General features: G+C 64.4%; 22 protein-coding genes and 1 pseudogene. 19 read left to right on the plus strand and 4 right to left on the minus strand.

Going from position 1 to position 24,405, the window contains the following annotated elements; genetic code table 11:
- Positions 1-2: 2 nt before the first annotated feature.
- Together malF and HPY64_12965 are read left to right on the plus strand one after the other, a co-directional pair.
- On the plus strand, positions 3-1,598 hold the full coding sequence (gene malF / locus HPY64_12960) for a maltose ABC transporter permease MalF (GenBank protein ID NPV68047.1): 1,596 nt from the start codon (positions 3-5) through the stop codon (positions 1,596-1,598).
- Entirely contained in the window at positions 1,591-2,553 is a 963-nt protein-coding gene (locus HPY64_12965) for a sugar ABC transporter permease (protein NPV68048.1), read from the plus strand. The genes malF and HPY64_12965 overlap by 8 nt, the downstream gene beginning before the upstream one ends.
- On the opposite strand, the gene HPY64_12970 is transcribed toward HPY64_12965, so the two are convergent.
- Entirely contained in the window at positions 2,550-2,693 is a 144-nt protein-coding gene (locus tag HPY64_12970) for a hypothetical protein (protein ID NPV68049.1), read from the minus strand. The two genes, HPY64_12965 and HPY64_12970, sit on opposite strands and share 4 nt — an antisense overlap.
- Before the next feature lie 17 nt (positions 2,694-2,710).
- Between HPY64_12970 and HPY64_12975 the strand changes: the two genes are divergently transcribed.
- From HPY64_12975 to rny, 17 genes are all read left to right on the plus strand, one after another.
- Positions 2,711-4,333, plus strand: coding sequence for an alpha-amylase (locus tag HPY64_12975; protein ID NPV68050.1), 1,623 nt, complete (start codon positions 2,711-2,713; stop codon positions 4,331-4,333).
- 105 nt (positions 4,334-4,438) lie between these two features.
- Positions 4,439-4,807 carry a hypothetical protein gene (locus HPY64_12980; GenBank protein NPV68051.1) on the plus strand — a complete coding sequence of 123 codons (369 nt, stop codon included), beginning with the start codon at positions 4,439-4,441 and terminating at the stop codon, positions 4,805-4,807.
- A 45-nt stretch (positions 4,808-4,852) separates the two neighbouring features.
- Positions 4,853-5,725 (plus strand): hypothetical protein, encoded by an 873-nt coding sequence (locus HPY64_12985; GenBank protein NPV68052.1) that lies wholly within the window; start codon positions 4,853-4,855, stop codon positions 5,723-5,725.
- 195 nt (positions 5,726-5,920) lie between these two features.
- Positions 5,921-6,490, plus strand: coding sequence for a hypothetical protein (locus HPY64_12990; GenBank protein NPV68053.1), 570 nt, complete (start codon positions 5,921-5,923; stop codon positions 6,488-6,490).
- 20 nt (positions 6,491-6,510) lie between these two features.
- Positions 6,511-7,824 (plus strand): methyl-accepting chemotaxis protein, encoded by a 1,314-nt coding sequence (locus HPY64_12995; protein NPV68054.1) that lies wholly within the window; start codon positions 6,511-6,513, stop codon positions 7,822-7,824.
- 26 nt (positions 7,825-7,850) lie between these two features.
- Complete coding sequence (locus tag HPY64_13000; protein NPV68055.1) at positions 7,851-10,100, plus strand: hybrid sensor histidine kinase/response regulator; 2,250 nt, start codon at positions 7,851-7,853, stop codon at positions 10,098-10,100.
- A complete protein-coding gene (cheB, locus tag HPY64_13005) occupies positions 10,097-11,167 on the plus strand; it encodes a chemotaxis-specific protein-glutamate methyltransferase CheB (protein ID NPV68056.1) in 1,071 nt (356 codons plus the stop codon). The genes HPY64_13000 and cheB overlap by 4 nt, the downstream gene beginning before the upstream one ends.
- Positions 11,168-11,305: 138 nt before the next feature.
- Positions 11,306-11,680, plus strand: a complete 375-nt coding sequence (locus tag HPY64_13010; protein ID NPV68057.1) for a response regulator — start codon at positions 11,306-11,308, stop codon at positions 11,678-11,680.
- 24 nt (positions 11,681-11,704) lie between these two features.
- Positions 11,705-12,148, plus strand: coding sequence for a hypothetical protein (locus HPY64_13015; protein ID NPV68058.1), 444 nt, complete (start codon positions 11,705-11,707; stop codon positions 12,146-12,148).
- The gene (locus HPY64_13020; protein ID NPV68059.1) at positions 12,145-12,612 is read left to right on the plus strand and encodes a chemotaxis protein CheW; all 468 of its coding nucleotides are present in this window, start codon (positions 12,145-12,147) and stop codon (positions 12,610-12,612) included. Before HPY64_13015 ends, HPY64_13020 begins: the two co-directional genes overlap by 4 nt.
- A complete protein-coding gene (locus HPY64_13025) occupies positions 12,609-13,565 on the plus strand; it encodes a response regulator (GenBank protein NPV68060.1) in 957 nt (318 codons plus the stop codon). Before HPY64_13020 ends, HPY64_13025 begins: the two co-directional genes overlap by 4 nt.
- Before the next feature lie 385 nt (positions 13,566-13,950).
- Positions 13,951-14,187, plus strand: coding sequence for a hypothetical protein (locus HPY64_13030; protein NPV68061.1), 237 nt, complete (start codon positions 13,951-13,953; stop codon positions 14,185-14,187).
- 37 nt (positions 14,188-14,224) lie between these two features.
- On the plus strand, positions 14,225-15,763 hold the full coding sequence (locus HPY64_13035) for a hypothetical protein (protein ID NPV68062.1): 1,539 nt from the start codon (positions 14,225-14,227) through the stop codon (positions 15,761-15,763).
- A 23-nt stretch (positions 15,764-15,786) separates the two neighbouring features.
- Positions 15,787-16,932 carry a hypothetical protein gene (locus HPY64_13040; protein ID NPV68063.1) on the plus strand — a complete coding sequence of 382 codons (1,146 nt, stop codon included), beginning with the start codon at positions 15,787-15,789 and terminating at the stop codon, positions 16,930-16,932.
- 91 nt (positions 16,933-17,023) lie between these two features.
- Entirely contained in the window at positions 17,024-19,120 is a 2,097-nt protein-coding gene (locus tag HPY64_13045) for a DUF5050 domain-containing protein (GenBank protein ID NPV68064.1), read from the plus strand.
- Between the two features lie 787 nt (positions 19,121-19,907).
- Complete coding sequence (locus tag HPY64_13050; GenBank protein ID NPV68065.1) at positions 19,908-20,570, plus strand: RecX family transcriptional regulator; 663 nt, start codon at positions 19,908-19,910, stop codon at positions 20,568-20,570.
- A 5-nt stretch (positions 20,571-20,575) separates the two neighbouring features.
- The gene (rny, locus tag HPY64_13055) at positions 20,576-22,105 is read left to right on the plus strand and encodes a ribonuclease Y (GenBank protein ID NPV68066.1); all 1,530 of its coding nucleotides are present in this window, start codon (positions 20,576-20,578) and stop codon (positions 22,103-22,105) included.
- A 91-nt stretch (positions 22,106-22,196) separates the two neighbouring features.
- On the opposite strand, the gene HPY64_13060 is transcribed toward rny, so the two are convergent.
- From HPY64_13060 to HPY64_13070, 3 genes and pseudogenes are all read right to left on the minus strand, one after another.
- The gene (locus tag HPY64_13060) at positions 22,197-22,532 is read right to left on the minus strand and encodes a hypothetical protein (GenBank protein ID NPV68067.1); all 336 of its coding nucleotides are present in this window, start codon (positions 22,530-22,532) and stop codon (positions 22,197-22,199) included.
- 155 nt (positions 22,533-22,687) lie between these two features.
- A pseudogene (locus tag HPY64_13065) lies at positions 22,688-23,819 on the minus strand (ISAs1 family transposase).
- A 37-nt stretch (positions 23,820-23,856) separates the two neighbouring features.
- Complete coding sequence (locus tag HPY64_13070; GenBank protein NPV68068.1) at positions 23,857-24,405, minus strand: YkgJ family cysteine cluster protein; 549 nt, start codon at positions 24,403-24,405, stop codon at positions 23,857-23,859.

The raw sequence follows: 24,405 nt of genomic DNA on the forward strand, positions 1-24,405 counted from the left end.
CCATGAGTGCGCTGAGCACCAATGCGGGGGGCCCGAAGGGGCTCCCCGCCCTCATATCAGGACAGATCTTAAAACTGGTCGGCCTAGCCATCCTGGATGCGTTCGGGCTATTGTTGTTTTATGCGTTCTGGTACAGCGGCAATGCCGCCCTGGCCCTGATCATCGCCGTCATCACCATCGGGATGAATGTGGTGATCTTTGTGCCGCGTCTCTACCCCCTCCGCTGGATGTCGCCCGGCCTGGCGCTGATGATCCTGCTGGTCATCTACCCGCTGCTGTTCACCATCAGCACCGCCTTCACCAATTACAGCGACGGCCACCTGTTCAGCAAGGAGCAGGCCATCGCCCTGCACAGCAAGGCCACCTTTACACCGGAAGATGCGCCAACTTACCGTTTCACCCCCTACGTCAACAAGGCTGACCCGACCGACTACGCCCTTTGGCTGACACGGGAAGGCGACGCCGGAACCGAGGTGATCTTCGCCAAGGAAGGCGAGCCGCTGGTGATCCTGGAGGGCGTTGATCCGGAGCCGCCGGAGGAATATGAGGGCTACCGGCCACTGGAGCGCCGTGAGCTGGTCGCCGCCCTGAGCGTGCTGGAGAAGGCCCAGTTTGGCGAGGAGCCGAATACCGTTACGGTGGTCTCCGCGGCGCGGGGTGTGGCAGCCCGCAGCCTGCAGCGTTACGTCTGGAACGCAGAACTGAACGGCCTGGAAGATCGTCAGACTGGCCTCTTCTACGCCGCTGATGATGAGACCGGCTCGTTCATTGCCAACAAGGGCAGGGCGGAGCAGCAGGAGCTGCAACCCGGCTACTGGGTCGGCGTTGCCTTCGATAACTTCCGCCGCTTTGTGGAAAGCCCGGCGCTGCGCGGGCCGCTGGTGCAGGTGTTCGTCTGGACGGTGGCCTTTGCCTTCTTCTCCGTGATGACCACGTTTGTGGCCGGGCTGATCATGGCTCTGGTGCTCAACAGCCCGGACATCCCTGGCCGCAAAGTCATCCGCTCGTTGTTGATCATCCCCTACGCTATCCCTGGCGTGATCAGCATCCTGGTCTGGAAGGGGATGATGAATCCCAACCTGGGCGTGCTGGCGCGGTCGTTCGGCATCAACCCGCCCTGGTTCTCTGACCCGCTGTGGGCCAAGATCGGTATCCTGCTGATCAACCTGTGGCTGGGCTACCCGTACATGATGCTGATCTGCAGCGGCGCACTTCAGGCCATCCCGACCGACATCTATGAGGCGTCATCCGTGGACGGGGCCAATCCCTGGCAACGCTTCTGGAGCATCACCCTGCCGCTGCTGCTGGTGACGGTTGGCCCGCTGCTGATTGCGTCCTTCACCTTCAATTTCAATAACTTTGTGGTGGTGGAGGCGTTCAACAAAGGTGGCCCGCCCATCCCCGGTACGCTGACCCCGGCTGGCTATACCGATATCCTGATCAGTTACACCTACCGCCTGGCTTTCGGATCCGGGCGCGGTGCGGACTACGGCCTGGCTTCGGCCATCACGATCATCATCTTCGCCATCGTGGCTGGCGTGACGCTGCTCCAGTTCCGCTTTACCGGGCAGTGGGAGGAGGTGTCGGAAAATGTCTAGTCACACGGAAAGCCGCATGGTGGTCGGTAGCTGGGAGAAGCGGTTGGAGCTGACCTTGCGCTGGGTGGTGATCGTTATTGCCGTCGCCTTCGCCCTGTTCCCGGTGGTGTGGATCTTTTCCGCCGCTTTCAATCCGACAGGCAACCTGGCCAACCAGACCCTGATCCCGCAGGGCGTGGACTCGTTGGACGAACTGCTGACCAACTTCCGCGGCCTGCTGGTTGAGGATGTCGAGATCCATCCCTTCTGGAACTGGCTGGGTAACTCGATCTTCGTCGCCAGCATCACTTCCATCCTGACCGTGATAGTGGCGGCGCTGAGCGCGTATGCGTTCTCCCGCTTCCGCTTTGCCGGGCGGCGTAACCTGCTGGTGCTGGTGTTGCTGATCCAGGTCTTCCCCAACATGCTGGCCATGGTCGCCCTGTTCCTGATCCTGCAGCAGATCGGCAAGCTGCCGGAATACATCCCGCAGGCGTTGCCCTTCCTGGAAGGGATCAACTGGTCGTTTTTCTCCCTGTTCGGCCTCAACAGCCTGGGCGGCCTGATCCTGGTCTACATGGGCGGGGCGATGGGCATCAACACCTGGCTGATGAAAGGTTTCTTTGATTCCGTCCCGCGGGACATCGACGAATCGGCGCAGGTGGACGGCGCCAGCCACTGGCAGACCTTCTGGATGCTGATCTTCCCGCTGGTGCGGCCTATCCTGGCGGTGGTGGCGATCCTGTCCTTTATCGGCACAATCAACGAATTTGTGCTGGCCCGCGTTATGCTCCGCGATAAGACCACGTGGACGCTGATGGTGGGCCTGTACAACTACGTGAGTGATAACTTCGCCCGCGACTGGGGCAAGTTTGCGGCGGGCGCGCTGATCAGCGCGACCCCGATCGTCATCCTCTACATCGCGCTCCAGGATCAGATCGTCGGCGGTCTGACCCAGGGGGCAGTCAAAGGCTAGAGCAGGGCGGCTGGCCGCCCTGCCAGCAGGTAGAAACAGGCCCGTGAGCCTGCCGTGCCGATCCTGGCGGGCAGGTTGAGCGGGCTATTTTGCGCCGCGCTATTGCGCATCGGGTTGGGCGGCCTTTGCCGTGCCATCATGCTGGGACACAACATTTATGGAAGAGCACATCTTCGGAACATACGCGACTGATGATCTGAAACTGGTCCATCACCGGGCCATGCGGCGCGGTCTTCAGCACGGGCACGCCCTCAGCCCTGCCGATCCGCTGCCCGGTCAGCCGGTTACCCTGACCGTCTGTGTCGGGCCGGAACTGGCGGTTACGGCGATGGCCGCTTACTACACCACCGACGGCAGTATCCCCGCTGGCGCACGCGGTGTAGCGGAGCATGGCGCGGCCATCCCGTTTGCGCTGGTGGAAACCGTCTGGGATTCACTGGTCTGGGATTACCTGCAAATCTGGCAGGCGACGCTGCCCGCCCAGCCGGAAGGAACCCTGGTGCGCTACCGGATCGGGGCCTGGGCGGAAGGCGCGCCGGAAGTCTTCGCCAACTGGCCCGACCCCCAGATCACGGTTGAGCTTTCGGCGGAGGCGTTCTTCCATCAGCGACCCGCGCCGGTTATCCCGCCCGGCGATCCGGCGGCGGGGATGATCTTCGCCTATTCGGTTGACCGCTTCACCCCGCCGGCCTGGGCCTATGATGCCGTGATCTACGAGATCTTCCCGGATCGCTTCTACCCCGGCGATGGGCGCGCCTGGCGACAGACGACGGACATGAACAGTTTCTGTGGCGGGACATTGCGGGGCATCATCCACAAGCTGGATTATGTGGCCGATCTTGGCGCCAACGCGATCTGGCTGACTCCGATCTTTCCCAGCCCGACTCATCACGGTTACGACGCGACCGATTACCGCCGGGTGGAGCCACGCCTGGGCAGTGAGGATGACCTGCATGAGCTGGTTGAGGAAGCTCACGCCCGCGGCATCCGGATCATCCTCGATCTGGTGTGCAACCATGTCTCCCACCGGCATCCGATATTCGTGGAGGCGCTCAAGAATCCGCACAGCCGCTACCGGGAGTGGTTCACCTTCAACGATTCGAAGATCGGCTACCGGTCGTTCTTCGGCGTCAGGCAGATGCCACAGCTCAACCTGCAGCATCCTGAGGCGCGGGAATGGATGATCGGCCACGCCGTCTACTGGCTGAAGGAATTTGACGTAGACGGCTACCGGCTGGACTACGCCCTGGGGCCAGGGCCGGACTTCTGGGCGGATTTCACCCGCGCCTGCAAGGCGGCCAAAGCGGACTGTTTTGTCTTCGGGGAGATCATCGATTCCCCAGGCGAGATTCGCCGCTATGTGGGCCGGCTGGATGGCAACCTGGACTTTCACGTAGAAGCTGCCCTGCGCCGGACGTATGGTTACCGGACGTGGTCGGAGGCGCAGCTAGAGCACTTCCTGGCGCGGCACCGGGACTACTTCCCGGAGACGTTTATCATGCCGACCTTTCTGGATAACCACGATACTGACCGCTTCCTGTTCATCGCTGGCGGGGATAAAGATGCCCTGCGGCGGGCCGCCGCTGCGCAGATGCGCTTGCCCGCGCCGCCGGTAATCTACTACGGCACGGAGGTCGGGCTGAGCCAGGAGCGCAGTAAGCAGGGCCTGGGGCTGGAGGTCAGCCGGGCGGTGATGCCCTGGGGGGCGGAGCAGGACCGCGACCTGCTGGCCTTTTACCGGGAGATCATCGCCGGGCGCAAAGCCCGCCGGGGGCGCTGACAGACGTTCATCGATCAGGTCTTCACGCCCAAAAGCTGCTACAATAAACAGGCGCGGGCGGAAGACCGCCCGCTGGCGATTGACCCTGCAACGGATACGACGGATATGACGCGCATTGTGGTTTCCCTCCTGATCGGCCTGGCGGCGGGAATCGGGCTGGGGCTGTACATCGGCTGGGTGCAGGCCCCGGTCGAATATGTGGACAGCCCGCTGAGCATGCTCGACCAGCCTCACCGGGACGACTACACCGTCATGATCGCCTATGGCTACGCCGCTGATGGCGACCTGACCGGCGCTGTCGAGCGGTTGCGCCGGCTGCAGGTTGCCAGCGTGCCCGACTACGTGCAGGCCCTGACCGAGCGTTACATCTCGCAGGGTCGTAACGTGGCCGACATTCGCCGTCTGGTGGCGCTGGCTGAGGCGATGGGCCGCCTGACGCCGTTGATGGAGGCTTACCGCGCGCCGGCTCCGTGATAACCGACGCGTGGCTGACCCGCACACTGCTTAACGGACGACCACATGGCGAGGAATTATCGCATTTCGTGGGTCGGGTTGCTGCTGGGACTGATCATCGGGCTGGCCCTGGGGCTGACCTACGCCTGGCTGATCGACCCGGTCGTGGAATATGACACCCAGCCTTACCAGCTGAGCGCCGAAGCCCGCCGCGACTATCTGATCGCGATCAGCCTGGCCTACCGCGCCGATGGCGACCTGCGTCGCGCTGTCGAGCGGCTGGTGGAACTGCGCCTGCCGGGCGATCCCTTCCAGGCCGTGGCCAACGCCGCCTGCGATTTGTTCCTGCAGGGGGTGGACAATAACACCGAGCGCAACACGATCGAAGCCATGATCGCCCTCTACAGCCCGCAAGGGCGTTCCGGCTGTGCCGATCAGAGCGGCCTGTTCCTGGTGACGCTGGCCACGCCAACGCCCTTCCCGACGGCGATCCCGGTCACGCCGACGCTCGTCCCACCGCCGACCAAGACACCCACGGCAGCCGTCCCGCTACTGCTGACGCCGCCGACCGTCGCTCCTACCCGCACACCGACCGAAGTCCCCCAGGTTGACGATTACATCATCGCCAACATCCAGACATTCTGCAGCGTGACGCTGGCCGGGGTGATCGAAGTCTATGTCCAGTGGCCGGGCGTAGGCGACCAGCCGGGTATTCCGGTGCGTGTCGCCTGGGACGGCGGCGAGGATCGCTTCTTCACCGGTCTCAAGCCGGAGCGTGGGGCCGGTTACGCCGACTTCCAGATGGAAGCCAACCGATCCTACACCGTCGAATTGCCGGACCGCAGCCGCCGCAGCAACCCGCTGGCCGCCTCCCCGTGCACCACCGAAAGCGGTGAACGCTCCACCACCTCCTACCGCGTGGTCTTCCGCCGCAGTTAGGTATGGAAAGCAAAACCACGCGGGGACTCTGCAGGGGAGCGCCGCCTGCCAGGTCTCCTGGCCCCGCTTCTGGTAGCATTTGCCTCCAGCCTTCCGGCCTGTGACAGGCCTGACCTGCTTTCCTCGCCTGGCTATCCCCCGGCGAACGGGCTGAGTATACTAAGGATAGGGTCAGTCTTGAGGATGAGGTAAGGCATGGCGGACATTCAATGGGAGGACGTCTGGCGCCGCCTGGATTGGGACCGCCAGGAGCGTCGCTACGCCGACCAGATCCTTGCCCAGCGCACCGCCAAGTACGCCCGCCTGGTGGAGGAGGGCGCTCCGCTCGATCAGGCGACGCTGAGCACCCTGGTCTTCATCCGGGCCGGTGAACGCTACGCCCTGCCGGTAGCGCATGTACTGCGCGGGGCGGCGCCGGCGCGGGTTACGCCGCTACCCGGCGTGCCGCCCTGCTATCGGGGCGTGATCAGCCTGCGCGGGCGCATCCTCTCCGTGCTGGATCTACCGCGCCTGTGGGGTCTGCCGGTGGATCGGGACCCGCCCAACCCGCGCCTGATCGTTATCCAGGCTGCCCGGCTGATGCTGGCCCTGCTGGCGGACGACATTCTGGAAATTGCACATATCCCGCTCAGCGCGATCGTCCCTCCGCTCGCTGCTGGCATCGGGCTGGCCCATGTTCAGGGCCTCAGCCCGGACGGTACGATTCTTGTGGATGTGGCCAGCCTGGCCGCCGATCCCCGCCTTAACGTGCATGACGAGCTGTAGAAAGCTGGACAGGTGTTGCCGTGAGCCAAGACAGGGTAATCTCCCAACTGCCAGAGCGGGCCGCCCCTGCGGCCTCCACCCCGCGACCCTTGCTGAACCGCCAGGTGTTGGCGCTCGGCCTGTTGAGCCTGTTGCCGCTGGCGTTGCTGGCGCTCGGCGCGCTGCTGGCCGCCAACGCCCTGGCTGCCAGCTTGAGCCAGGCCGATCTGCCCGCCACTGCCAGGCAGCAGGCCGCTGACCTGCCGGGCCAGATCGCCAGCATGGGGCTGGTGGTGGCCCTGGCGACATTGTTCGGGGTAATGGTGCTGGCGGCGCGTCAACGGGGTCGCCAGCAGCAGGCGGAAGATGAGCGTCTCCGGCGGATCATGGACTTCGTCGGGCAGGTCAACAGCGGCGATCTGACCGCCCGTCTCGCCGCCCGCCCGGATGACGACCTGAGCTTCCGCAAGCTGGCCGAGGCGCTCAATGTGATGACCGACGGCATCCACCGCATGACCATCGAAGTCCGCACGGCCATCCAGGGACTTTCCGCTTCGGCGGATGAAATCCTGCACGCCACTGCCCGCCAGATCGACGCCGCCACCCAGCAGGACACCGTCGTTGCCCAGACCACCGCCACTGTCAACGAGGTACGGGCCACCGTCACCCAGACCGCCGAACGCGCCCAGCACGTGGCGGAAAACGCCCAGGCCTCGATCGAAGTCTCCCGTTCCGGGGAGCAGGCCGTTGCCGACGCGATCGAGGGCATGCACCTGATCCGCCGCAAGGTGGAAGATATCGCCGATAACATCCTGATTCTCTCCGAACACACCCAGCAGATCGGGGAGATCATCGCCACTGTCAACAGCATCGCCGACCAGTCCAAGATGCTGGCCCTCAACGCCAGCGTGGAAGCCGCCCGCGCCGGGGAAGAGGGCAAAGGCTTCGCCGTGGTCGCCCTGGAAGTCCGCAACCTGGCCGAGCAAAGCCGCGAGGCCACCGCCCAGGTCCGCGATATTCTCAGCGAAATCCAGCGGGCCACCAACGCGGCGGTCATGGTCACCGAGGAGGGCACCAAAGGCGTCGATCGGGGCGTCAGCCTGGTTGACCGCGCCGGGCAGACCATTAAGGAGCTGGCCAGCACCATTGAGGAAAACGCCGTCGCTGCCGTCCAGATCGCGGCCAGCACCCGCCAGCAGGCCGTCGGCATGGATCAACTCACCAACGCCATGCACACCATCAAGGAAGCCACTGTCGAGGCCACCGAAAGCACCATGAAGGTGGAACGCAATGTCCAGCAGCTGCGGGGAATCGCCGCCCACATGGGCGCCAGCCTCAACCGCTACCGCGTGTAAGCGCCCATTCCAGGGGCCGGGGAGCCGTGGTAACCACACCGTCTGATGACCTGCTCGCCATCTTCTGGGGGGAAGCCACCGACTATCTGGAGGCGCTCAACCGCATTCTGCTCCAGCTGGAGGTGACTGCCCCCGGCGATGATGCCGCCTCCCGCCTGCGCGAGGTCGCCCGTATCGCTCACAGCCTCAAGGGCGCGGCCCGCGCCGTCGGCCAGACGGCCATTGAAAAGCTGGCCCACCACATGGAGGATATCTTTGGCCTGGCGCTGGCCGGTCAACTGGTACTCACCCCGGCGGTCTGCGACGCCCTGTATGACGGTCTGGACCTGATCCAGCTCTTTGCGGAAGGTTCAGCCGTTTCCCCCGACTTGGTGGAACAGGCCGTGCATGGCCTGCAAACCGCCGCCAGCAGCCATGCCGCCGCCGAAACTGTTGAACTGACTGCCGTGCCGTCGGAAGTCCTGCCGGCGGTCACGTATGCGACTGATGACACGGTACGGGTCAGCCTGAGCAAGCTCGACCAGCTCATGGGCCAGACCAGCGAGTTGCTGCTGGCCCGCATGCACAGCGAGCAACGCCGTCAGGATGTCCAGTCGCTGCTGGAAGAGCACCACCGCTGGCGGCGGCTGTGGCGGCAGGCCCGCCCCGCCTACATCCGGGCCACCCGCCGCCTGCGCGATTCACGCTCCCCCGGCGCTCCCGCTGAGGGCAGCGCCGACCTGTTCGCCCTGCTGGATTTTCTGGATAGCACCCAACATTACCTGGCCGAGTCTGGCCGCCATCTGGCGGCGCTGGGGCGGGCGCTGGCCCAGGATAACCTGCACCTGACCGCGCTGGTGGACGCTTTGCAGGCCGATATCGCCAGTGTGCGCATGTTGCCCTTCGCCACCATCCTGGGCGCTTTCCAGCGCATGGTGCGCGACCTGGCCCGCGCCGATGGCAAGGAGGTCGCGCTGGCTGTGGAGGGCGCACAGGTCGAGCTGGACAAGCACGTCCTGGAAATGCTCAAGGACCCGCTGATGCACATTCTGCGCAACGCTGTCGACCATGGCATTGAGCCGCCTGACGTCCGCGTTGCTGCTGGCAAGCCTCCCGCCGGGACCATCCGGCTGACCGTCAGTACGCGGGGGCACGACATTCACGTTGCTGTGCACGACGACGGGCGCGGTATCGACCCGGAAGCTGTCAGCCGGCGCGCTCTGGAAGCCGGTCTGATCGGCGAAGTGGACGCCAAAGATCTATCCGATGATGAGATCACCGCCCTGATCTTCGAGCCGGGTTTTTCCACCGCCAGCCGGGTGACTCCCGTCTCCGGGCGGGGGCTGGGGCTGGATGTCGTCCGCCGGCGGGTGGAGGCGCTGCGCGGGCGGCTGTGGGTGGAAAACCGCCCCGGCCAGGGCGTGACCTTTCACCTGATCGTCCCCGTTTCGTTGACACGCACCCGCTGCCTGCTGGCCCGCATCGGCCCGGAGACTTACGCCATCCCCCTGACCAGCGTGACGCGCATCATCACTGTCGATCCGGCGGCGGTTTTTGCGGTAGAAAGTCGCCCGATGATCGAGGTCGATGGGCGGCCCGTTCCCCTGACCCACCTGGCGACAGTGCTGGAACGCCCCGATCCGCCCGCGCCGCTTTCCTCCGCCTCCCCGATTCTGATCCTGCACTCCACCGAACATCGCCAGGCGGCTTTCATCATCGACGAACTGGTCAGCGAGCAGGAACTGGTGCTCAAAGCGCTGGGGGAAGAGCTGGGGCATGTCCGCAACGTGGCTGGCGCGGCGATCCTGGGCACCGGCGAGGTGATCATCGTGCTCAACCCCTCCGACTTGATCAAGAGCGCCCGCCGGGCGCGGGCCGCCATCACCCGCGCCTCCCAGATTCCTGCCGTTCCGGAGGTGGCAGCGCCGGGCCGACCCTGCATCCTGATCATTGACGATTCGCTGACCACGCGCACGCTGGAAAAGAACATCCTGGAGGCAGCAGGTTTTCAGGTGCGGACGGCAACCGACGCCGACGAAGCATTGCGCGTGCTGCTTGAGCACCCAATCGACGTGATCGTATCCGATATCGAGATGCCCGGCCTGAACGGATTCGACCTGACCCGCCGCCTGAAGGCCGATGCCCGCTGGCGGGATATCCCGGTCATCCTGGTGACCTCCCGCGATTCGCCCGGCGATCGGGAGCGCGGCCTGCAGGCTGGCGCGGACGCTTACGTGGCTAAGTCCGAATTTGACCAGGATGAGTTGCTGCGAATCATCGGGCAGATGGTGGTATGACAGCTGTGGACAGGAAGTTGCGCGTCCTGATCGTTGATGATAGCGCCACCGTGCGGCGCTTCCTCTCCGACCTGGTTAACAGCACGCCCGACATGACGGTAGTCGGCGAAGCGCGTGACGGCCAGGAAGCTGTGGCCATGGCCGCCAGCCTGCGCCCGGACGTGATCAGTATGGACATCCAGATGCCTGTGATGGACGGGCTGGCGGCCACCGAGTTGCTGATGCGGCAGCAACCGCTGCCGATCGTGATCGTCAGCAGCCGCCTGGAGCGCAACGAGAAGACGGTCGATCTGGCCTTTCTGGCCCTGCAGGCCGGGGCGCTGGCCGTGCTCAAGACCCCGCCAGCCGCCAGCCATCCCGACTATCCCGCCGCCCGCGACCAGTTCCTGGGCACGCTGCGGGCGATGGCCGCCGTGAGTGTGGTGCGCCGCTGGCAAACCAGGCCGATCCCACCGACCGGCGAGACGCTGCCCCGCGCTGCGCCGCCGCTGGTGATCGCCATTGGCGCCAGCGCCGGCGGCCCGATGGCCCTGCACACCATCCTGGGCGCGCTACCCGCCGATTTTCCGATCCCGATCGCGGTGGTGCAGCACATGGCCGAGGGCTTCATTGAAGGGCTGGTGCGCTGGTTGGACGGCAGCAGTCGGCTGCGCGTCCGGCTGGCGGAGCCGGGACAGCTCCTGCAGCCGGGTGAAGTGACCGTCGCCAGTAGCGCCGGTCATCTGACGCTGCACCGTGTTGGTGACCGCGCCCGCGCTTATGTGGATACTGAGCGCGGCCCCACACCCTACCAGCCGTCCGTTGACCGTCTCTTTGCCTCGATTGCCGAGGGCTTTGGCCCGCGGGCCGTAGGCATCCTGCTGACAGGCATGGGCGATGACGGTGCGCACGGGCTGCTGCAGATGCGCCAGCGGGGCGCGCGGACGATCGCGCAGGACGAAGAGTCCTGCCTGGTGTATGGGATGCCACGTGCGGCGGTGGAACTGGGCGCAGTGGAGCAGGTGTTGCCGCTGAAGGCTATCGCCCCGGCTCTGCTGACGCTGGCACAAACCGTTCAACCGCGGTAAGAATTTCTTCCTATGGCAGTAGAGAGCCTCAATGCCGTGATACACTGAAGAAAAGGTCTGGCACACCAGCGATGATCAGGCGGCCAGCGCTGCCAGCAGGCCGTCGATCGCTACGCAGAGGGGGTAAGGAGCACAGGCATGGCGCCCGAAGTATTACTGGTAGAGGACAGCCGCACCCAGGCGGCGCAGATCAAGGAGACGCTGGAAAGCGTGGGGCTGAAGGTGCGCGTCGCTTATGATGGCCCGGAAGGTCTCCGCGAGGCGTTGGAAAACCCCCCGGCGCTTGTTGTGCTGGATGTCAAGTTGCCCACGATGGACGGCTTTCAGGTCTGCCGCCGGTTAAAGCGTCACCCGGCCACCCAGCACATCCCGGTCATCATGCTCACGGAAAAGGCCAGCGCCAAGGCCACGATGTCCGGCCTGCAGGCCGGGGCCGACGATTACATCCCGAAGGATATCTTTGCTTCGGAGCATCTGATCACCACCCTGCGCGAACTGGGTGTACTGGAGTAGGGCCACCCCTGAGGAACCTGAACCATGGCCAAGGACGATTATGTCGTCATCCCGCCGGTGCTCACTGTCCCTGTCGAAGATAGCATGGACATCATGATCGCGCGGGATACCGCCCGGCGCGCCGCCGGTCTGCTTGGCTTTGCCCCGGCCTTCCGCGCTCAACTGGCGGGCGCGGCGGGTGCGCTGGCAGAACTGGTGCTCAAGACCGGGACGCTGCACGAGATCGACTTCAAAGGTGTGCAACGCGGCAGGGATGTGGGCATCCAGATCTCCTGTCAGGCCCGCTGGCTGACCAACGTCTCTCCCGCCAATGTGGAGATGGCCCTGCGGGCCAAACTGGGCGATCTGGTGGATGATATCGCCCTGATCGGGAACGCCCCGCCGGTGATCACCCTGACCATGTGGCTTACCGCGCCACGGGAGATCAGGGACACGGAAAACCCGCCGCTGGATGAGCCGGAATCATGAGCGTCGAATCGATCCCTGTGCTGATCTGTATGGCCGGTGAGCGGCCTTACGCCCTGCCGGTGGACGACATTCTGGAGGTGGCGGCGCTGGTGGCGATCACGCCGTTGCCCGCCGCCCCGCCGGAAATCGTCGGCGTGGTCAACCGGCGCGGGGCGGCCCTGCCGCTGCTTGATCTGCGCCGCTGCCTGGGGCATCCGGCCCGCCCGCTGGACCTGACTACCCTGTTTGTCGTGGTGCAGGCGCCCGACGCCAGCACCGGCAGGCAACGGATGGCCGGCCTGATCACCGATGACATCCGCGGGGTGATCCACCTGCCGGCGACAGCCAGGCAACTCCCTGCCACCGGTGGCCCTTTCGTGCGCGGCATGGCGATCGTCGATGATGTGCCGGTGCTGGTGCTGGATGTTGCGGCGCTGCTGCGCGCTTACGCGCCGCCCGATCTGATCGGTGAGAGGATGGCATGACCGAGCAAGACTTCAAGCGCCACGAACGCATCCTGATCGTCGCCAGGGATGACGAATTGCGCGAAGCGCTGGTCGATACGCTGGAGAACGCTGGCGGCTACCTGACCAGTCAGGCCACCAGCTTTGAGGAGGCCCTGAGCGAACTGCTGCTTAGCGATTTTAGCCTGGTGATCACCGAGACCGAGTTGCCCGACCTGAGTGGCATGGACCTGCTGGCCGTAGTCGGCGGGCTGCGCCCCGGCATTTCGGTGATGATGATTGACGACGATCTGTCAGCCAAATCAGCCGTGGCTGCCTTCCGCCTGGGCGCGGTGGATTACCTGTACAAGCCGGTCAACCTGGAATTTATCCTCATGCAGGTTGAACGGGAGATGATGGCCAAACGCGCCCGCGCTGTCCCGCCGCCACCGGAGCCGCCGCGCCACGTGACGCCCCGCAACCGCGAGTTACGGCTCAACCCCGACACCCGCGCCGCCGCCCTGATGCTCAACCGCGCCCAGTTCAAGCGCATCACCGTTGAACTCAACCGGCTGCGCGCCCATGTACGGGCCAATTTCGTCGGCCTGGTGGATGCAGACGGCAACATGATCGGCGCGGCGGGCACACTGGAAGACTACGACCTGACGCTGCTGACCAAAGCCCTGGCCATCGATCACGACGCCACCAAGTCGCTGGCGGCCATCCTGGATGAGAACCGCTTCCATTCGACCTACTTTGAGGGTGAGCACAGCGGTGTCTATATCATCGAGTTCGGACGGCCCTACCTGGTCTCGCTGGCAGTGATCTGCCCGGTGGATGTCAAGCCGGGCATGGTCTGGCTCTATAGCAAACGCACCGCCGCCACAATTGACGAAATTCTGCAGTCCATACCGGCCCCTCGCGCGGTGCCCAACCTGCAACCTGAAGACTCTTCTCCGGAGGCTTCCCCGCCGGATGAGGAGGCCTCACGCTGAAGCTGGCACCCTCACCCCGGCCAAGGTACGGCCCTGTCATCTGTGGCGTCGAGGTCGTCTGGGTTGTGGTTACCGTCAATGGCGTCTGGCGACCCGGAGAATCATAGCCACACTCCCAGGGCAGCTGCTGTCAACGACTGTGACTGCGACCCTGACTACATCTCGCGACCACAAACCATGACTGTTCCTGTCTACGGGCCTCCTGGCTCCGCCCCCCTTTCCGTTCAATGGGGGGATCTGCGCGTAGCGCAGCGGGGGTGAGGCCCAGCGCACAGCCAATTCGCATTTCAACGGGGTTCGATACACTACTCTGGCTTTCCGGCTGACCGCGCCTGCCGGTAGGGTATAATCAGGACAACGGTCAGCGAGTCTGAGGATGGCGGCGATGTGGTTTCGACCGGACAGCACGGATACGACGCAGTTTCTACGCGCCGCCTGGGATATCGGCCACTGGTTGATTCTGGGGCCGGCCGTCGGGGCGCTGGGATTGTTGGTCTTCTCCATCCTGATCGGCGTCCGCCCGGAAAGCTGGATGAACGCCATTGCCTGGGGCGCAGCATTCGGGATGATGGCCGGTGTCGCGGTGACCGGCAGCAAATGGCTGGCTCACTGGAAGGTGTAAAGCCCCGCTTGCCGGGAACAGCTACAGGAGAGGGGATATGAGGCGCACGGGCGTCATTGTGCTGATCGCATTGGGCGGATTACTGCTGACCGCCTGCGAATCGTCACCGCTGTTGGTGGCGTCGACTGCCTTTGCGCCAACGGTTCCCCCGCCGCCGGGCACGCCGGTCAGCGGGGCGGAGACGATTATCCTGACTCCGGAGGCTCCAATGGCCGGCGCGATCCAGACGCAGGGCCAGGAGCATCGCTACACCTTCCACGCTGAGGCTGGCCAGGCAGTCACGATCGTGATGCAGGCCCCGCCCGGCGGTCTGCTGGACAGCTACCTGGAGTTGCGCGGGCCGGACGGCGCGACGCTGGTCGTCAACGACGACGGCGGGGGCGGCGTTGATAGCCGCATTGACAATTTCATCCTGCCGGTCAGCGGGGAGTACACCCTGCTGGCGTACGGTTTCAACCATGCCAGCCTCGGCAGTTACGGCCTGCGCCTGAGCCTGGGGACGCCTATCCCGACGCCTACCCCCACGCCAACCCTGCCTCCCGGTGGCGGGTCGATCAGCATCGGGCAGACGCGCCGAGGGGCGATCAATACCTCCGGACAGGCCGATCTCTGGCAATTTTCCGCCCGGCCTGGCCAGTATGTCACCATCAATCTGCGGGCGGTCAGCGGCACCGCCTTTGACCCCTATCTGGAAGTGCTTGATCCCGATGGCTTGGTCGTGCGCATCGACGATGACAGCGGCGGCAGGCTGGACGCCCGCATCACCAACCTGCTCCTGACCCGCAGCGGCGCCTATACCCTGCGCGTCAGCAGCCAGAGCGGCCGCATCGGCGCTTACGAGCTGGCGCTACAGGCGGGCCAGCCGCCTACGCCCACCCCCCTGCCGCCTACACCCGGCCCCTCTCCCACACCGTTCATCCGCCTCCTCACCCTGGGCCAACCGGTAGAGGCGGAATTGCGGCCCCATGTTGGCGGCGACATGTACCGCCTGTACGTGGAAGAGCCGCTGGCGGTGGAAATCCTGCTGGAGGCGCTGAACGAACAACTCAACCTCTACCTGGAACTGACCGAGCCGGTTTCCGGCAGCCAGATGCTGGTAGATTACAACGGTGCGTCCTCGGTGGTGTACCTGCCCAGTATCTTTCTGCGCATGCGCGGCGAGTACACTTTCCGCGTGCTGGGCGTGGAAAGCCGTTTCATCCCCTATCGGCTGCTGATCAACCGGGTGGATTCCACCACCGGGGCAAGCGGCGGGCCGCTGGCTTATGGCCAGGGCGTCAGCGGCGCGCTGATCTTCCCCGGCCAGGAAGATGTCTGGACATTCGAGGGATGGGCTGGCGACCGGGTCACCATCATGATGAAGGGCGCCGGGGTCGACTCCTACCTGCAACTGTTCGATCCCACCGGTGCGCAGATCGCCGCCAACGATGATCTGCGCGGCGCTAGCTCGCTGGATGCCCGTCTGGAGCGCGTGCCCCTGCCGGTGGATGGCACGTACCGGATTGTGGCCTCCAGCTACCGTTCCCGGACGTTCGGCCCGTACCGGCTGCTGCTGTTCCGCGTGGACGGTGGATGACAGGCCATCCGCCGGGGATGACGATGATCCGACGCCTGAGCCTCATCTGTCTGCTCACTCTTGTGACTACCGGTGCCCCGGTCGAGCCTGTGCAGGCCCAGGGCGACCCCCTGACCTTTGGCCAGCCGATCGAAGCCATCCTGCCGCCAGGCGCGATCCATACCTACACCTTCCGCAGCGAAGGCCAGGATCGGGTGAGCGCCGCCATGACCACGACTGACCCGGCGCTTGATCCGGTTCTTGTCCTGTATGACCCGGCAGGTACGCTGATCGCCTTCAGCGATGACGCAGCCCCCGGTCAGCGCGACGCAGCCCTGGTCGACGTGCCGCTGACCGCGCCCGGCGTCTACACGCTGGTGGCCCGTTCTTATGGCCGGCGGGGCGGCGGCGCGTACACGCTGGAGGTCTCCAGCCGCCGCGCCGGGATGCTGGCCGAAAGCACGCCGATCGCGCTTGGAGAGACGGCAACAGGGGAGATTCGCGCCCTCGGGCAGGTCGACCGCTGGTTGTTTGAGGGCGTCGCCGGGCAGGTCATCAGCATCGGCCTGGATGCTGCGCCGGGTTCGGGCCTCGACCCGCTGCTGGAGCTACTGGCGGCGGATGGTTCCTTGCTGGCAACGAGCGACGATGAAGGCGGCGGGCGTAACAGCCTGATCAGCGGCTTCGTCCTGCCGTCCGCCGGCCCATACGTAATCGTTGCTCGTGCCTGGGGCCATACCTCGACCGGGCCGTATACCCTGCATCTGATGGAAGGGGTGCACACTCCGGCTCCCCTCCCTGCTGCATCCTCCCCGACTCCCGCGCCGGTGCTGGAGGTGCTGCCGCCGGTCAGCCAGATCGGGGCAATCGCCCCCGGTGAGGTGGTCAACGGTCTGCTGCCCGCCGGGACGATGCACCTCTGGACGCTGACGGTGGATAGGCCGCTGCAGCTTGATGTACGGCTTGAAGGGATCGATGGGGCGCTGGACACGCTGCTGGACGTGATCGGTCCGGACGGCGTCCTGCTGGCCCGCGATGATGATGGCGGCGGGGGCGGAGGTAGCCGCCTGCCGGTCCTGCGCCTGCCTGCCGCCGGGACGTACACCCTGCGCGTGCGCGCCTACCTGGCTGCCGGGCAGGGCGCTTACCGCCTGAGCGTGAGCCAGCCAGCCAGTATGGCGGGCGACTGATAGCCACCCTTTCCTAGCCATCGGCGACGGGCAGTTGTGGTATCATGGCGTTAGTTTTGGTGGCTAACCACTGGCAGGGAAGGGTTGACCCATGAGTCAGGTGCAGATGCGCAGGGCGGTTCTGGCGCTGCTCGGTGTGCTGCTGACGCTGGCAGCCTGCCAGCCCACGCCTACCCCGGAGATTCCGCGTGTGGCTGTTTTGCCCACCGCTACCCAGACGGACACGCCTGTGCCGCCGACCGTCACGCCGGTCGTGACGCCAACTGTCACGCTAACCCCCAGCCTGACTCTGACGCCGTCTTCTACCTGGACGCCCTATATCATTATCGCCACCTACACGCCGTCAATCACCTATACGCCCAGCCTGACCTACACGCCTTCCAACACGCCAACCCCCACTAACACGTTCACGCCCTCCCCGCCGCCGACCTTCACCCCGACCCAGGATCAGCCCGCCCCGGTGGTGGTGGCGGTGGCGCCGGATGTGCCGGGCCTGGTCACACCGCGCGATCCGCGTTGCCTGCCTACCACAACCACGATCACGGCCAACATCGAATCCAGCGTGGGGCTGTACACGCTGCGCCTGAACTACGTCTACAACACCCAGCCGGGGCAGGTCATCCTGATGGTCAACCAGGAAGGCAACCTGTACACCGCCGAACTGGGTCCCTTTGACCAGCCGGGGCAGGTGGCCTACTGGCTGTCGATGGCCGATAACTGGGGCAAATGGGTCACCACCGACCCGCAGCAGATCACCATCGCCGAATGCGATGTTGACGCGCTGAACGCTACCGCCGCCGCTGCTGCCACCAACGCTCTGACGGCTACCGCGCTGGCCGTCTTTGGCGGCGGGGGCAATCCGCTGGCCTTCCGCGCCGCCGACTTTGACCTGACCACGCCTTACCAGACGCCCATCCGGGTTACCTTTGCTGCCGTGAATGGCACGCCGCCTTACCGCTTCCTGATCAACAGCAACCCTGCCAACGGGCGGCTGATCGTGCTGGACGCCCAGACTGTCGAGTACCGGCCCAATGCGGGCTTCCTGGGCAATGACACCTTTACGTACCTGGCCAGTGACAGCAGCGGGCAGTCCGATGTGGGCATTGTGCGCGTGACCGTCGGCTCTAACCCGCTGGAGGCGGTCAGTCAGACGATCAGCGTCCCGCTGGATGCGGTCAACTTCCCGATCACGCTGCAGGCCCGCAATGGCGTGCCGCCGTATACCACGGTGACCATCGTCACCTCGCCAGCGCAGGGCACGCTGACGCCCGACGGCATTGACCCGTTCAAGTTCTACTACACCCCACCGGCGGGCTTTACCGGCACAACCCAGTTTGTCTGGAGCGTGACGGACAGCAGCCCGGCCTATGCGCAGGGCACGATCACGCTCAATGTCACCCCGCCCCCGCCAGGTGGCAAGATCGTCTTTGCCTCCAACAGCAGCGGGAACTGGGAAATCTACACCATGAATGCTGACGGATCCGGCATCACCAACGTCTCCAACGCGCCAGCGTCGGATGAGCGCCAGCCAGCCCTCTCGCCGGATGGCTCGCGGATCGCCTTTATGTCCAACCGCGATGGCAACGCCAACATCTACGTGATGAACGTGGATGGCTCCGGCGTGACCGCTCTGACTGCTGACCCGGCTACTGATAGTCAGCCGGCCTGGTCGCCGGACGGCAACTTCATCGCCTTTGTCTCTGACCGCAACGACAGTGCCGAAATCTGGCGGATGCAGGCCAGCGGCGCATCCCCCACCCGCCTCACCAGCAATTTCGTCAGCGACCAGCACCCGACCTATTCGCCGGACGGGCAGCGCATCGCCTTCCAGCGCGACGGCGGCGGCAGCACCCAGATCTACTCGATCCGGGCCAGCGACGGCGGCGGGGAGCAGCAGCTGACTTCCAGCGGCGCCAACGTTGAACCCGACTGGGGCGCTAACGGGCGGATTGTCTTTGCTTCGAACCGCGATGGCGGGAGCTTTGACATCTTCGTGATGAATGGTGATGGCTCCGGCCAGGCCCGCCTGGTGAACAGCCCGCCTAACCGCTGGCCAGCCTGGTCGGGGGACGCTAACTGGGTGGTGTACTACCGTGACAACGGCGGTTCATGGGCGGTCTACCGCGCCTGGCGCGATGGCTCCGGGGAGACATTGCTAGCTTCCGGCGGGCTGGAGCCGGACTGGTAGGAAAGGGACCAGGAGACCGGGAGAAGCGCAGATGTTGCTCCCGGCCTCCTGGCCCCTGCACATGCTGTCGTCGCTGTAAACTGCTACGCTGGAACAAGCAGCGGGGTACAGCGGTGGCGGGGCGCCCGCGCACCCTGTTAATCTTCGGGCGCAGTACCGCCATATCTCCCGGTAATTTCCCGGTCTCCCGACCTGGCCTCCTGTTCTCCCGGTCTCTTTCTTGCATAATCGGATGCAACAGCGCATAATAATAGATGTTAAGAATTTGTGTCATGAGCGTGGTTTTCCGCCACGCGCAAAGCTTGCATCCGATAGAACATACCAGTCTGGTCAATTGACTCCGCCGTTCAGGATTGACGGGCGGAACCCGGCTAAAGACAAAAAAGTCAGGCAGTGGCATCCGGGTTCTGCCGCGGGGTTCCCGACCCGACACAAGGGCCGGGAACGTCCAGGCGGACGTGACAGGTAGCGGGCCGGTGCGGCCCTGGACAGCCGAAGATCACAACCCCATTCCGGGGAGATGGATAGATGGGTGAAAACCCGCCATTCGGTTTACTGACCCGATTGACGAAAAACCTTGGCCCCGAAGGTTGTTTTCCGATCGCCTGCGGGGATCAGTCGTCGATCTGGAATCAACAGGTTCTTCAGGGAATCTTGACCTGAAGAATTGATCGTTTTCCGCGCCTGAGTCCGTTGTTCTGTCGCTGCGCCGGTTGTATACACTGGCCGCCAAGCTTTGCCGTGGCGAACCCGCCACGGCTTTTGTGTTTTTTGAGGAGGGCAGCCCGTGCCCGGCCAGATCACCGCCCTGGAAGTCCAGGCCCGCAACAAGGAGCGGGTGAATGTCTACCTTGACGGCGAATACGCTTTTGCGCTGCCACTGGTAGAAGCGGCCCGCCTGCGACGTGGCCAGGTGCTGACCGAAGCGGAGATCGCCGAACTGAAAGCGCGTGACGCAGTCGCTACCGCGCTGGATCGGGCCGTGCGCTTCCTCTCTTACCGCCCTCGCTCCATCAGCGAGGTGCGCCGCAACCTGCAGGAAAAAGGCGTCGAACCACCGGTGATCGATCAGGTCATCGCCGAGCTTGAACGCCTGGGTTACTTGGACGACCTGGCTTTCGCCCGCTACTGGGTGCAGAACCGTGACGAATTCCGCCCACGTGGCCCCCTGGCATTGCGGCAGGAGCTTAAGCAAAAGGGCATCTCAGGCTCGATCATCACTCAGGTGCTCGGCGAAGTCGACTTCGCTGAGGCCGCTTACCGGGCGGCCAGGGCGCAGGCGGCCCGCTGGACAAGCCTGAACCGCCAGGTCTTCCGGCAAAAGCTGTACGCCTACCTGGCCCGCCGTGGCTTCCCGACCGAAACCTGCCGGGAAGTGCTTGATCGCCTGCTGGCGGAGCTTGAGTTGCCCGCTGACGACCGGATTGATGATGACGAATGGCAGGAGTAAACAGCATGGAAGTATTCGCCGTGATCGTGGCCGCTGTGGTAGGCCTGATCATCGGGGGCGGGGCGGTGTGGTACTACGCCAACAGCCGCTCCAACAAGCGACGGCTGGCGGCGGAAGAAGAAGCCGCCCGCCTGATCGCGGAGGCCGAAGCCCGCGCCCTTGAGATCGAAGACCAGGCCAAAAGCAACGCGCTGGAAGTGGAACGGGAGGCCAGCAAGCTTGTCGAGCGTCGCCGGCGCGAACTGGAACGGGAAGAAGACCGCCTGCAAAAGCGCCGTGAAGACCTGGATCAGCGCATCGAGCGCCTGGACCAGCGCGAGCAGGCCCTGAATAAACGTCAGAGCAAGATCGATAAGCGGGCTGCCGAGATCGAAGCCCTGCACCAGCAGCATCTGGACGAACTGCAGCGCGTGGCGCAGATGACTGTCGAAGAAGCGCGCGAGCATTTGCTCAACGCAGTCGAACAGGAAGCCCGCCAGGATATGGCCCGCCGCATCCGCGAGGTCGAGGCCGAGCTAAAAGCTACCGCCGATGACCGCGCCCGCGACATCATCTCGCTGGCCATCCAGCGCATTGCCTCTGAGCATGTCTCCGAAACCGCGGTCAGCGTGGTGGTCCTGCCCTCCGATGAGATGAAGGGCCGCATCATCGGACGCAACGGGCGCAACATCCGCGCCTTTGAGCAGGCTACTGGCGTCGATGTTGTCGTCGATGACACGCCGGAAGCAGTCACCATCAGCAGCTTTAACCCTGTGCGGCGCGAGGTCGCCAAGCGGGCGTTGGCCAAGCTGGTTGTAGATGGTCGCATCCACCCGGCCCGGATCGAAAAACTGGTGGAAGATTCGCGCAAGGAAGTCGAGCGGGTGATCCAGGAAGAGGGCGAGCGCGCCGTCTACGAAGTCGGCCTGCCCGGCCTGCACCCGGAGTTGATCAAGCTGGTCGGCCAGCTCAAGTTCCGCACCAGCTACGGCCAGAACCAGCACGCCCATGCCATCGAAACCGCCCATATCGCCGGGATCATCGCTGCCGAACTGGGCGCCGATGTCACCGTTGCCAAGATGGGCGGCCTGCTGCATGACATCGGCAAGGCCGTTGACCATGACATGGAAGGCACGCACGCCGCGCTGGGTGCGGAACTGGCCCGCCGCTATAAAGTGCCGGAGAAGGTGGTCAATTGCATTGCTTCCCACCACCATGAGGAAGAGCAGACGTGCGTGGAAGCCGTGATCGTGGAGGCCGCCGATGCTATCAGCGGCGCCCGGCCCGGCGCCCGGCGGGAGAGCCTGGAATCGTACATCAAGCGCGTCAAGGCGCTGGAGGACCTGGCGGCGGCCTTCCCCGGTGTGGAGCAATGCTACGCCCTGCAGGCCGGGCGTGAGGTGCGGATCATCGTCCGCCCGGAAGAGATCGACGACCTGGCTGCGCTGCGGCTGGCCCGCGATATCGCCCGCAAGATCGAAGAGACGATGCAATACCCCGGCCAGATCAAAGTGCAGGTCATCCGGGAAACGCGCTCAACGGATTACGCCCGCTGATCGCCAGCTCGAAACAGCATCGCCAGCGGAGGCGCTCCACCCGGACGCCTCCGCTGTTCATTTCTTTGTTCCCTGGCTGGGAAGGGCCGCCTCAGCCAATCGGCTCCGGATCGCGGTCGTGGAACTCCAGGTCGACGAGCGGCTCTTCCTTGTGGACGGTGCGCACACGGGCGCGCTCCGCGCAGGGGCCGACATGCTCGCACCACCAGTCGCGCTCATCCCAGGCCGGTCCCCAGGGACCCTGGGGCGGGAACTGGGCATCCCACCAGCCTTCACAGGCAGCGCAGCAAAAATGACGCTCCGGCAAGGCATGGCGGTCTCGCTGGATGACTTTCTGATTGCCGGGCTGGCGGGTGATGTAGAAATCGACTGTGATCTCGGTGCCGCAGCCGTCGCAGACGAGGATCGGTACAAGGCGCTTGCTCATGATCTGCCTCCCGAACGGACTGCTTCGGACGGGAGAGCCGCCGGGGAAGGCGGCGCGGCAGTGTCAGGGGGTAAGGCGATGAAGCGGGGATGACAGACACCCGATCACTCTCATTATACACCGAACAGGTCGCTAGGGCAATCGCATGTGCTTCTCTAATCTGGGCATAGCACGCGGAATAGATAGTCATTGTCCCAGCCGGCCATCTTGCGTTTGGCCGCGATACCCACTTTGACGGATTTATCCTGTTTGAGCAGGTGGTTGCCATGTGGCGGAGCACGGCCATGTTCTGGGGGGCATGGTCTTTGCGAAGGCGGGCTTCATCTTCACGGAAAGCGATGTCCAGCACCCAGTGGAGGCCGTTTTCAATCTGCCAATGGGCCTGGATGCGCTGCAAGAACTGCCGGGCGGAAGCCCGCCAACTACTGATGAAGTAGCGGGTTGTGATTTCCGTCCTGGTACCGATGGTGCGCACGGTTATCAGTTTGACCAGGCTGGTTAGGCGTGGCCAGGTGGACGCACGGCGCAGGTAGGCCCAGTAATCGGGGTGGGCCACGACCCAACAGTGCCGGATTTCACGGCGGCCATGCCCTTCGGTGACCTGTTTGTAGTCATCGTAGAGCGCATCGGCATATTCGGTGTCTTCAAAACCCTCAAATAACATCTCCAGGTCTTCGTAGAGTGTGCCCTGGTTCTCTTTGACCGCCAGGATGTAGTCGGCATCTGCCGCCACGATAGCCTCGGCAATCGCACTTTGTGTGCCCATGGCGTCAATCGTCACCACACACCCGGTTATGTCCAGGGCCTCTAACAACGGCGGTATGGCGGTGATTTCATTGCTTTTGTCCTCCACCTGCCGCTGTCCCAGCACCAGTCGGTTCGCTGTTGCCCAGGCATTCACCATCCAAATGCCCTCTCGGCCATGGGGCCGGTCATGCGACCGCCGTAGCTTCTTGCCATCCACACTGACTAACTGACCTTGCGTGTGTTGGCACAGGCTTTGTGTCCAGGTGATGAACCGGGCTTGAAACGCTTCCGGGTCTAGCCAGCGAAACACTCGGCCAAAGGTGTCATGCGACGGTATCCCATGGCTCAAGTCCAGGAAGCTTGCCAGCCACCCCTGCTTCGCCTTGCCGTACCGTTCGATGTCTACCCAGTTGTCGGCTCCACAAATCACCCCCAGGATGGCGATGACAATGATATTCATCAGCGGATGTGTGCATTATGGTCATTGCGCGGGTCTTCCAGGTCTGCAAAGTATGCGAGCAAGCTCGTTTCGGGTAGCATGGCAGCCTCCTTGTCGTTTGGCTGCCATTGTCCTACATTAGAGTTTCACATGCGATTGCCCTAACAGGTCGCCATTGAAGCGACGGCTGAGCGCATCCAGTACATGATAGATGATCGGGCAGCTGCCCGCCCCCGCCAGTGTATCGGCCAGTGTCCAGCGGAAGTCAGGGGTGAACGCCGGATAGGTACGGCAGGATTCCGGGCGCCAGGCGTAAACCCGGCACAGCCGGCCATCCAGAAAGGCACAGGGGTGGCAGTTGAGTTTGCCCCATTCGTCTACCGCCGCTGTATCGCGGTCGATGTGCCGGGCGATGACTTCCTCAACCGGGAGGCCCAATCCTTCGGCCAGCCGCGCAGCATCTGCCGGAGTCAGGTAGACATCCAGCGTCCGGCAGCAGTGGGCGCACTGCGTGCAGTCGATGGCGGCGACGATCGGCGCGGCCACTGCTTCCACCAGGGCGTCCAGCGCCGGATCGGGCAGTTCATCTTCCAGCAGTTCCAGCGTGTAGCGTAGCACCTCGAATTCATCCCGCCGGGCGGCGGCCAGGGCGGCGATGCGCTCCAGATCGGTTTCCAGGGTGCTCAT

The sequence above is a fragment of the Anaerolineae bacterium genome (assembly GCA_013178165.1).
In the GTDB taxonomy this organism is placed as follows: domain Bacteria; phylum Chloroflexota; class Anaerolineae; order Aggregatilineales; family Ch27; genus Ch27.

Coding starts and splice junctions, on each gene's coding strand:
- cheB (NPV68056.1), top strand. CDS start 10,097: ATGACAGCTGTGGACAGGAAGTTGCGCGTCCTGATCGTTGATGATAGC.
- HPY64_13030 (NPV68061.1), top strand. CDS start 13,951: ATGTGGTTTCGACCGGACAGCACGGATACGACGCAGTTTCTACGCGCC.
- HPY64_12985 (NPV68052.1), top strand. CDS start 4,853: ATGGCGAGGAATTATCGCATTTCGTGGGTCGGGTTGCTGCTGGGACTG.
- HPY64_13035 (NPV68062.1), top strand. CDS start 14,225: ATGAGGCGCACGGGCGTCATTGTGCTGATCGCATTGGGCGGATTACTG.
- HPY64_13060 (NPV68067.1), bottom strand. CDS start 22,532: ATGAGCAAGCGCCTTGTACCGATCCTCGTCTGCGACGGCTGCGGCACC.
- HPY64_12990 (NPV68053.1), top strand. CDS start 5,921: ATGGCGGACATTCAATGGGAGGACGTCTGGCGCCGCCTGGATTGGGAC.
- HPY64_13045 (NPV68064.1), top strand. CDS start 17,024: ATGAGTCAGGTGCAGATGCGCAGGGCGGTTCTGGCGCTGCTCGGTGTG.
- HPY64_13015 (NPV68058.1), top strand. CDS start 11,705: ATGGCCAAGGACGATTATGTCGTCATCCCGCCGGTGCTCACTGTCCCT.
- HPY64_13040 (NPV68063.1), top strand. CDS start 15,787: ATGATCCGACGCCTGAGCCTCATCTGTCTGCTCACTCTTGTGACTACC.
- HPY64_13020 (NPV68059.1), top strand. CDS start 12,145: ATGAGCGTCGAATCGATCCCTGTGCTGATCTGTATGGCCGGTGAGCGG.
- HPY64_13070 (NPV68068.1), bottom strand. CDS start 24,405: ATGAGCACCCTGGAAACCGATCTGGAGCGCATCGCCGCCCTGGCCGCC.
- HPY64_12975 (NPV68050.1), top strand. CDS start 2,711: ATGGAAGAGCACATCTTCGGAACATACGCGACTGATGATCTGAAACTG.
- malF (NPV68047.1), top strand. CDS start 3: ATGAGTGCGCTGAGCACCAATGCGGGGGGCCCGAAGGGGCTCCCCGCC.
- HPY64_12970 (NPV68049.1), bottom strand. CDS start 2,693: ATGATGGCACGGCAAAGGCCGCCCAACCCGATGCGCAATAGCGCGGCG.
- HPY64_12980 (NPV68051.1), top strand. CDS start 4,439: ATGACGCGCATTGTGGTTTCCCTCCTGATCGGCCTGGCGGCGGGAATC.
- rny (NPV68066.1), top strand. CDS start 20,576: ATGGAAGTATTCGCCGTGATCGTGGCCGCTGTGGTAGGCCTGATCATC.
- HPY64_13010 (NPV68057.1), top strand. CDS start 11,306: ATGGCGCCCGAAGTATTACTGGTAGAGGACAGCCGCACCCAGGCGGCG.
- HPY64_13025 (NPV68060.1), top strand. CDS start 12,609: ATGACCGAGCAAGACTTCAAGCGCCACGAACGCATCCTGATCGTCGCC.
- HPY64_12965 (NPV68048.1), top strand. CDS start 1,591: ATGTCTAGTCACACGGAAAGCCGCATGGTGGTCGGTAGCTGGGAGAAG.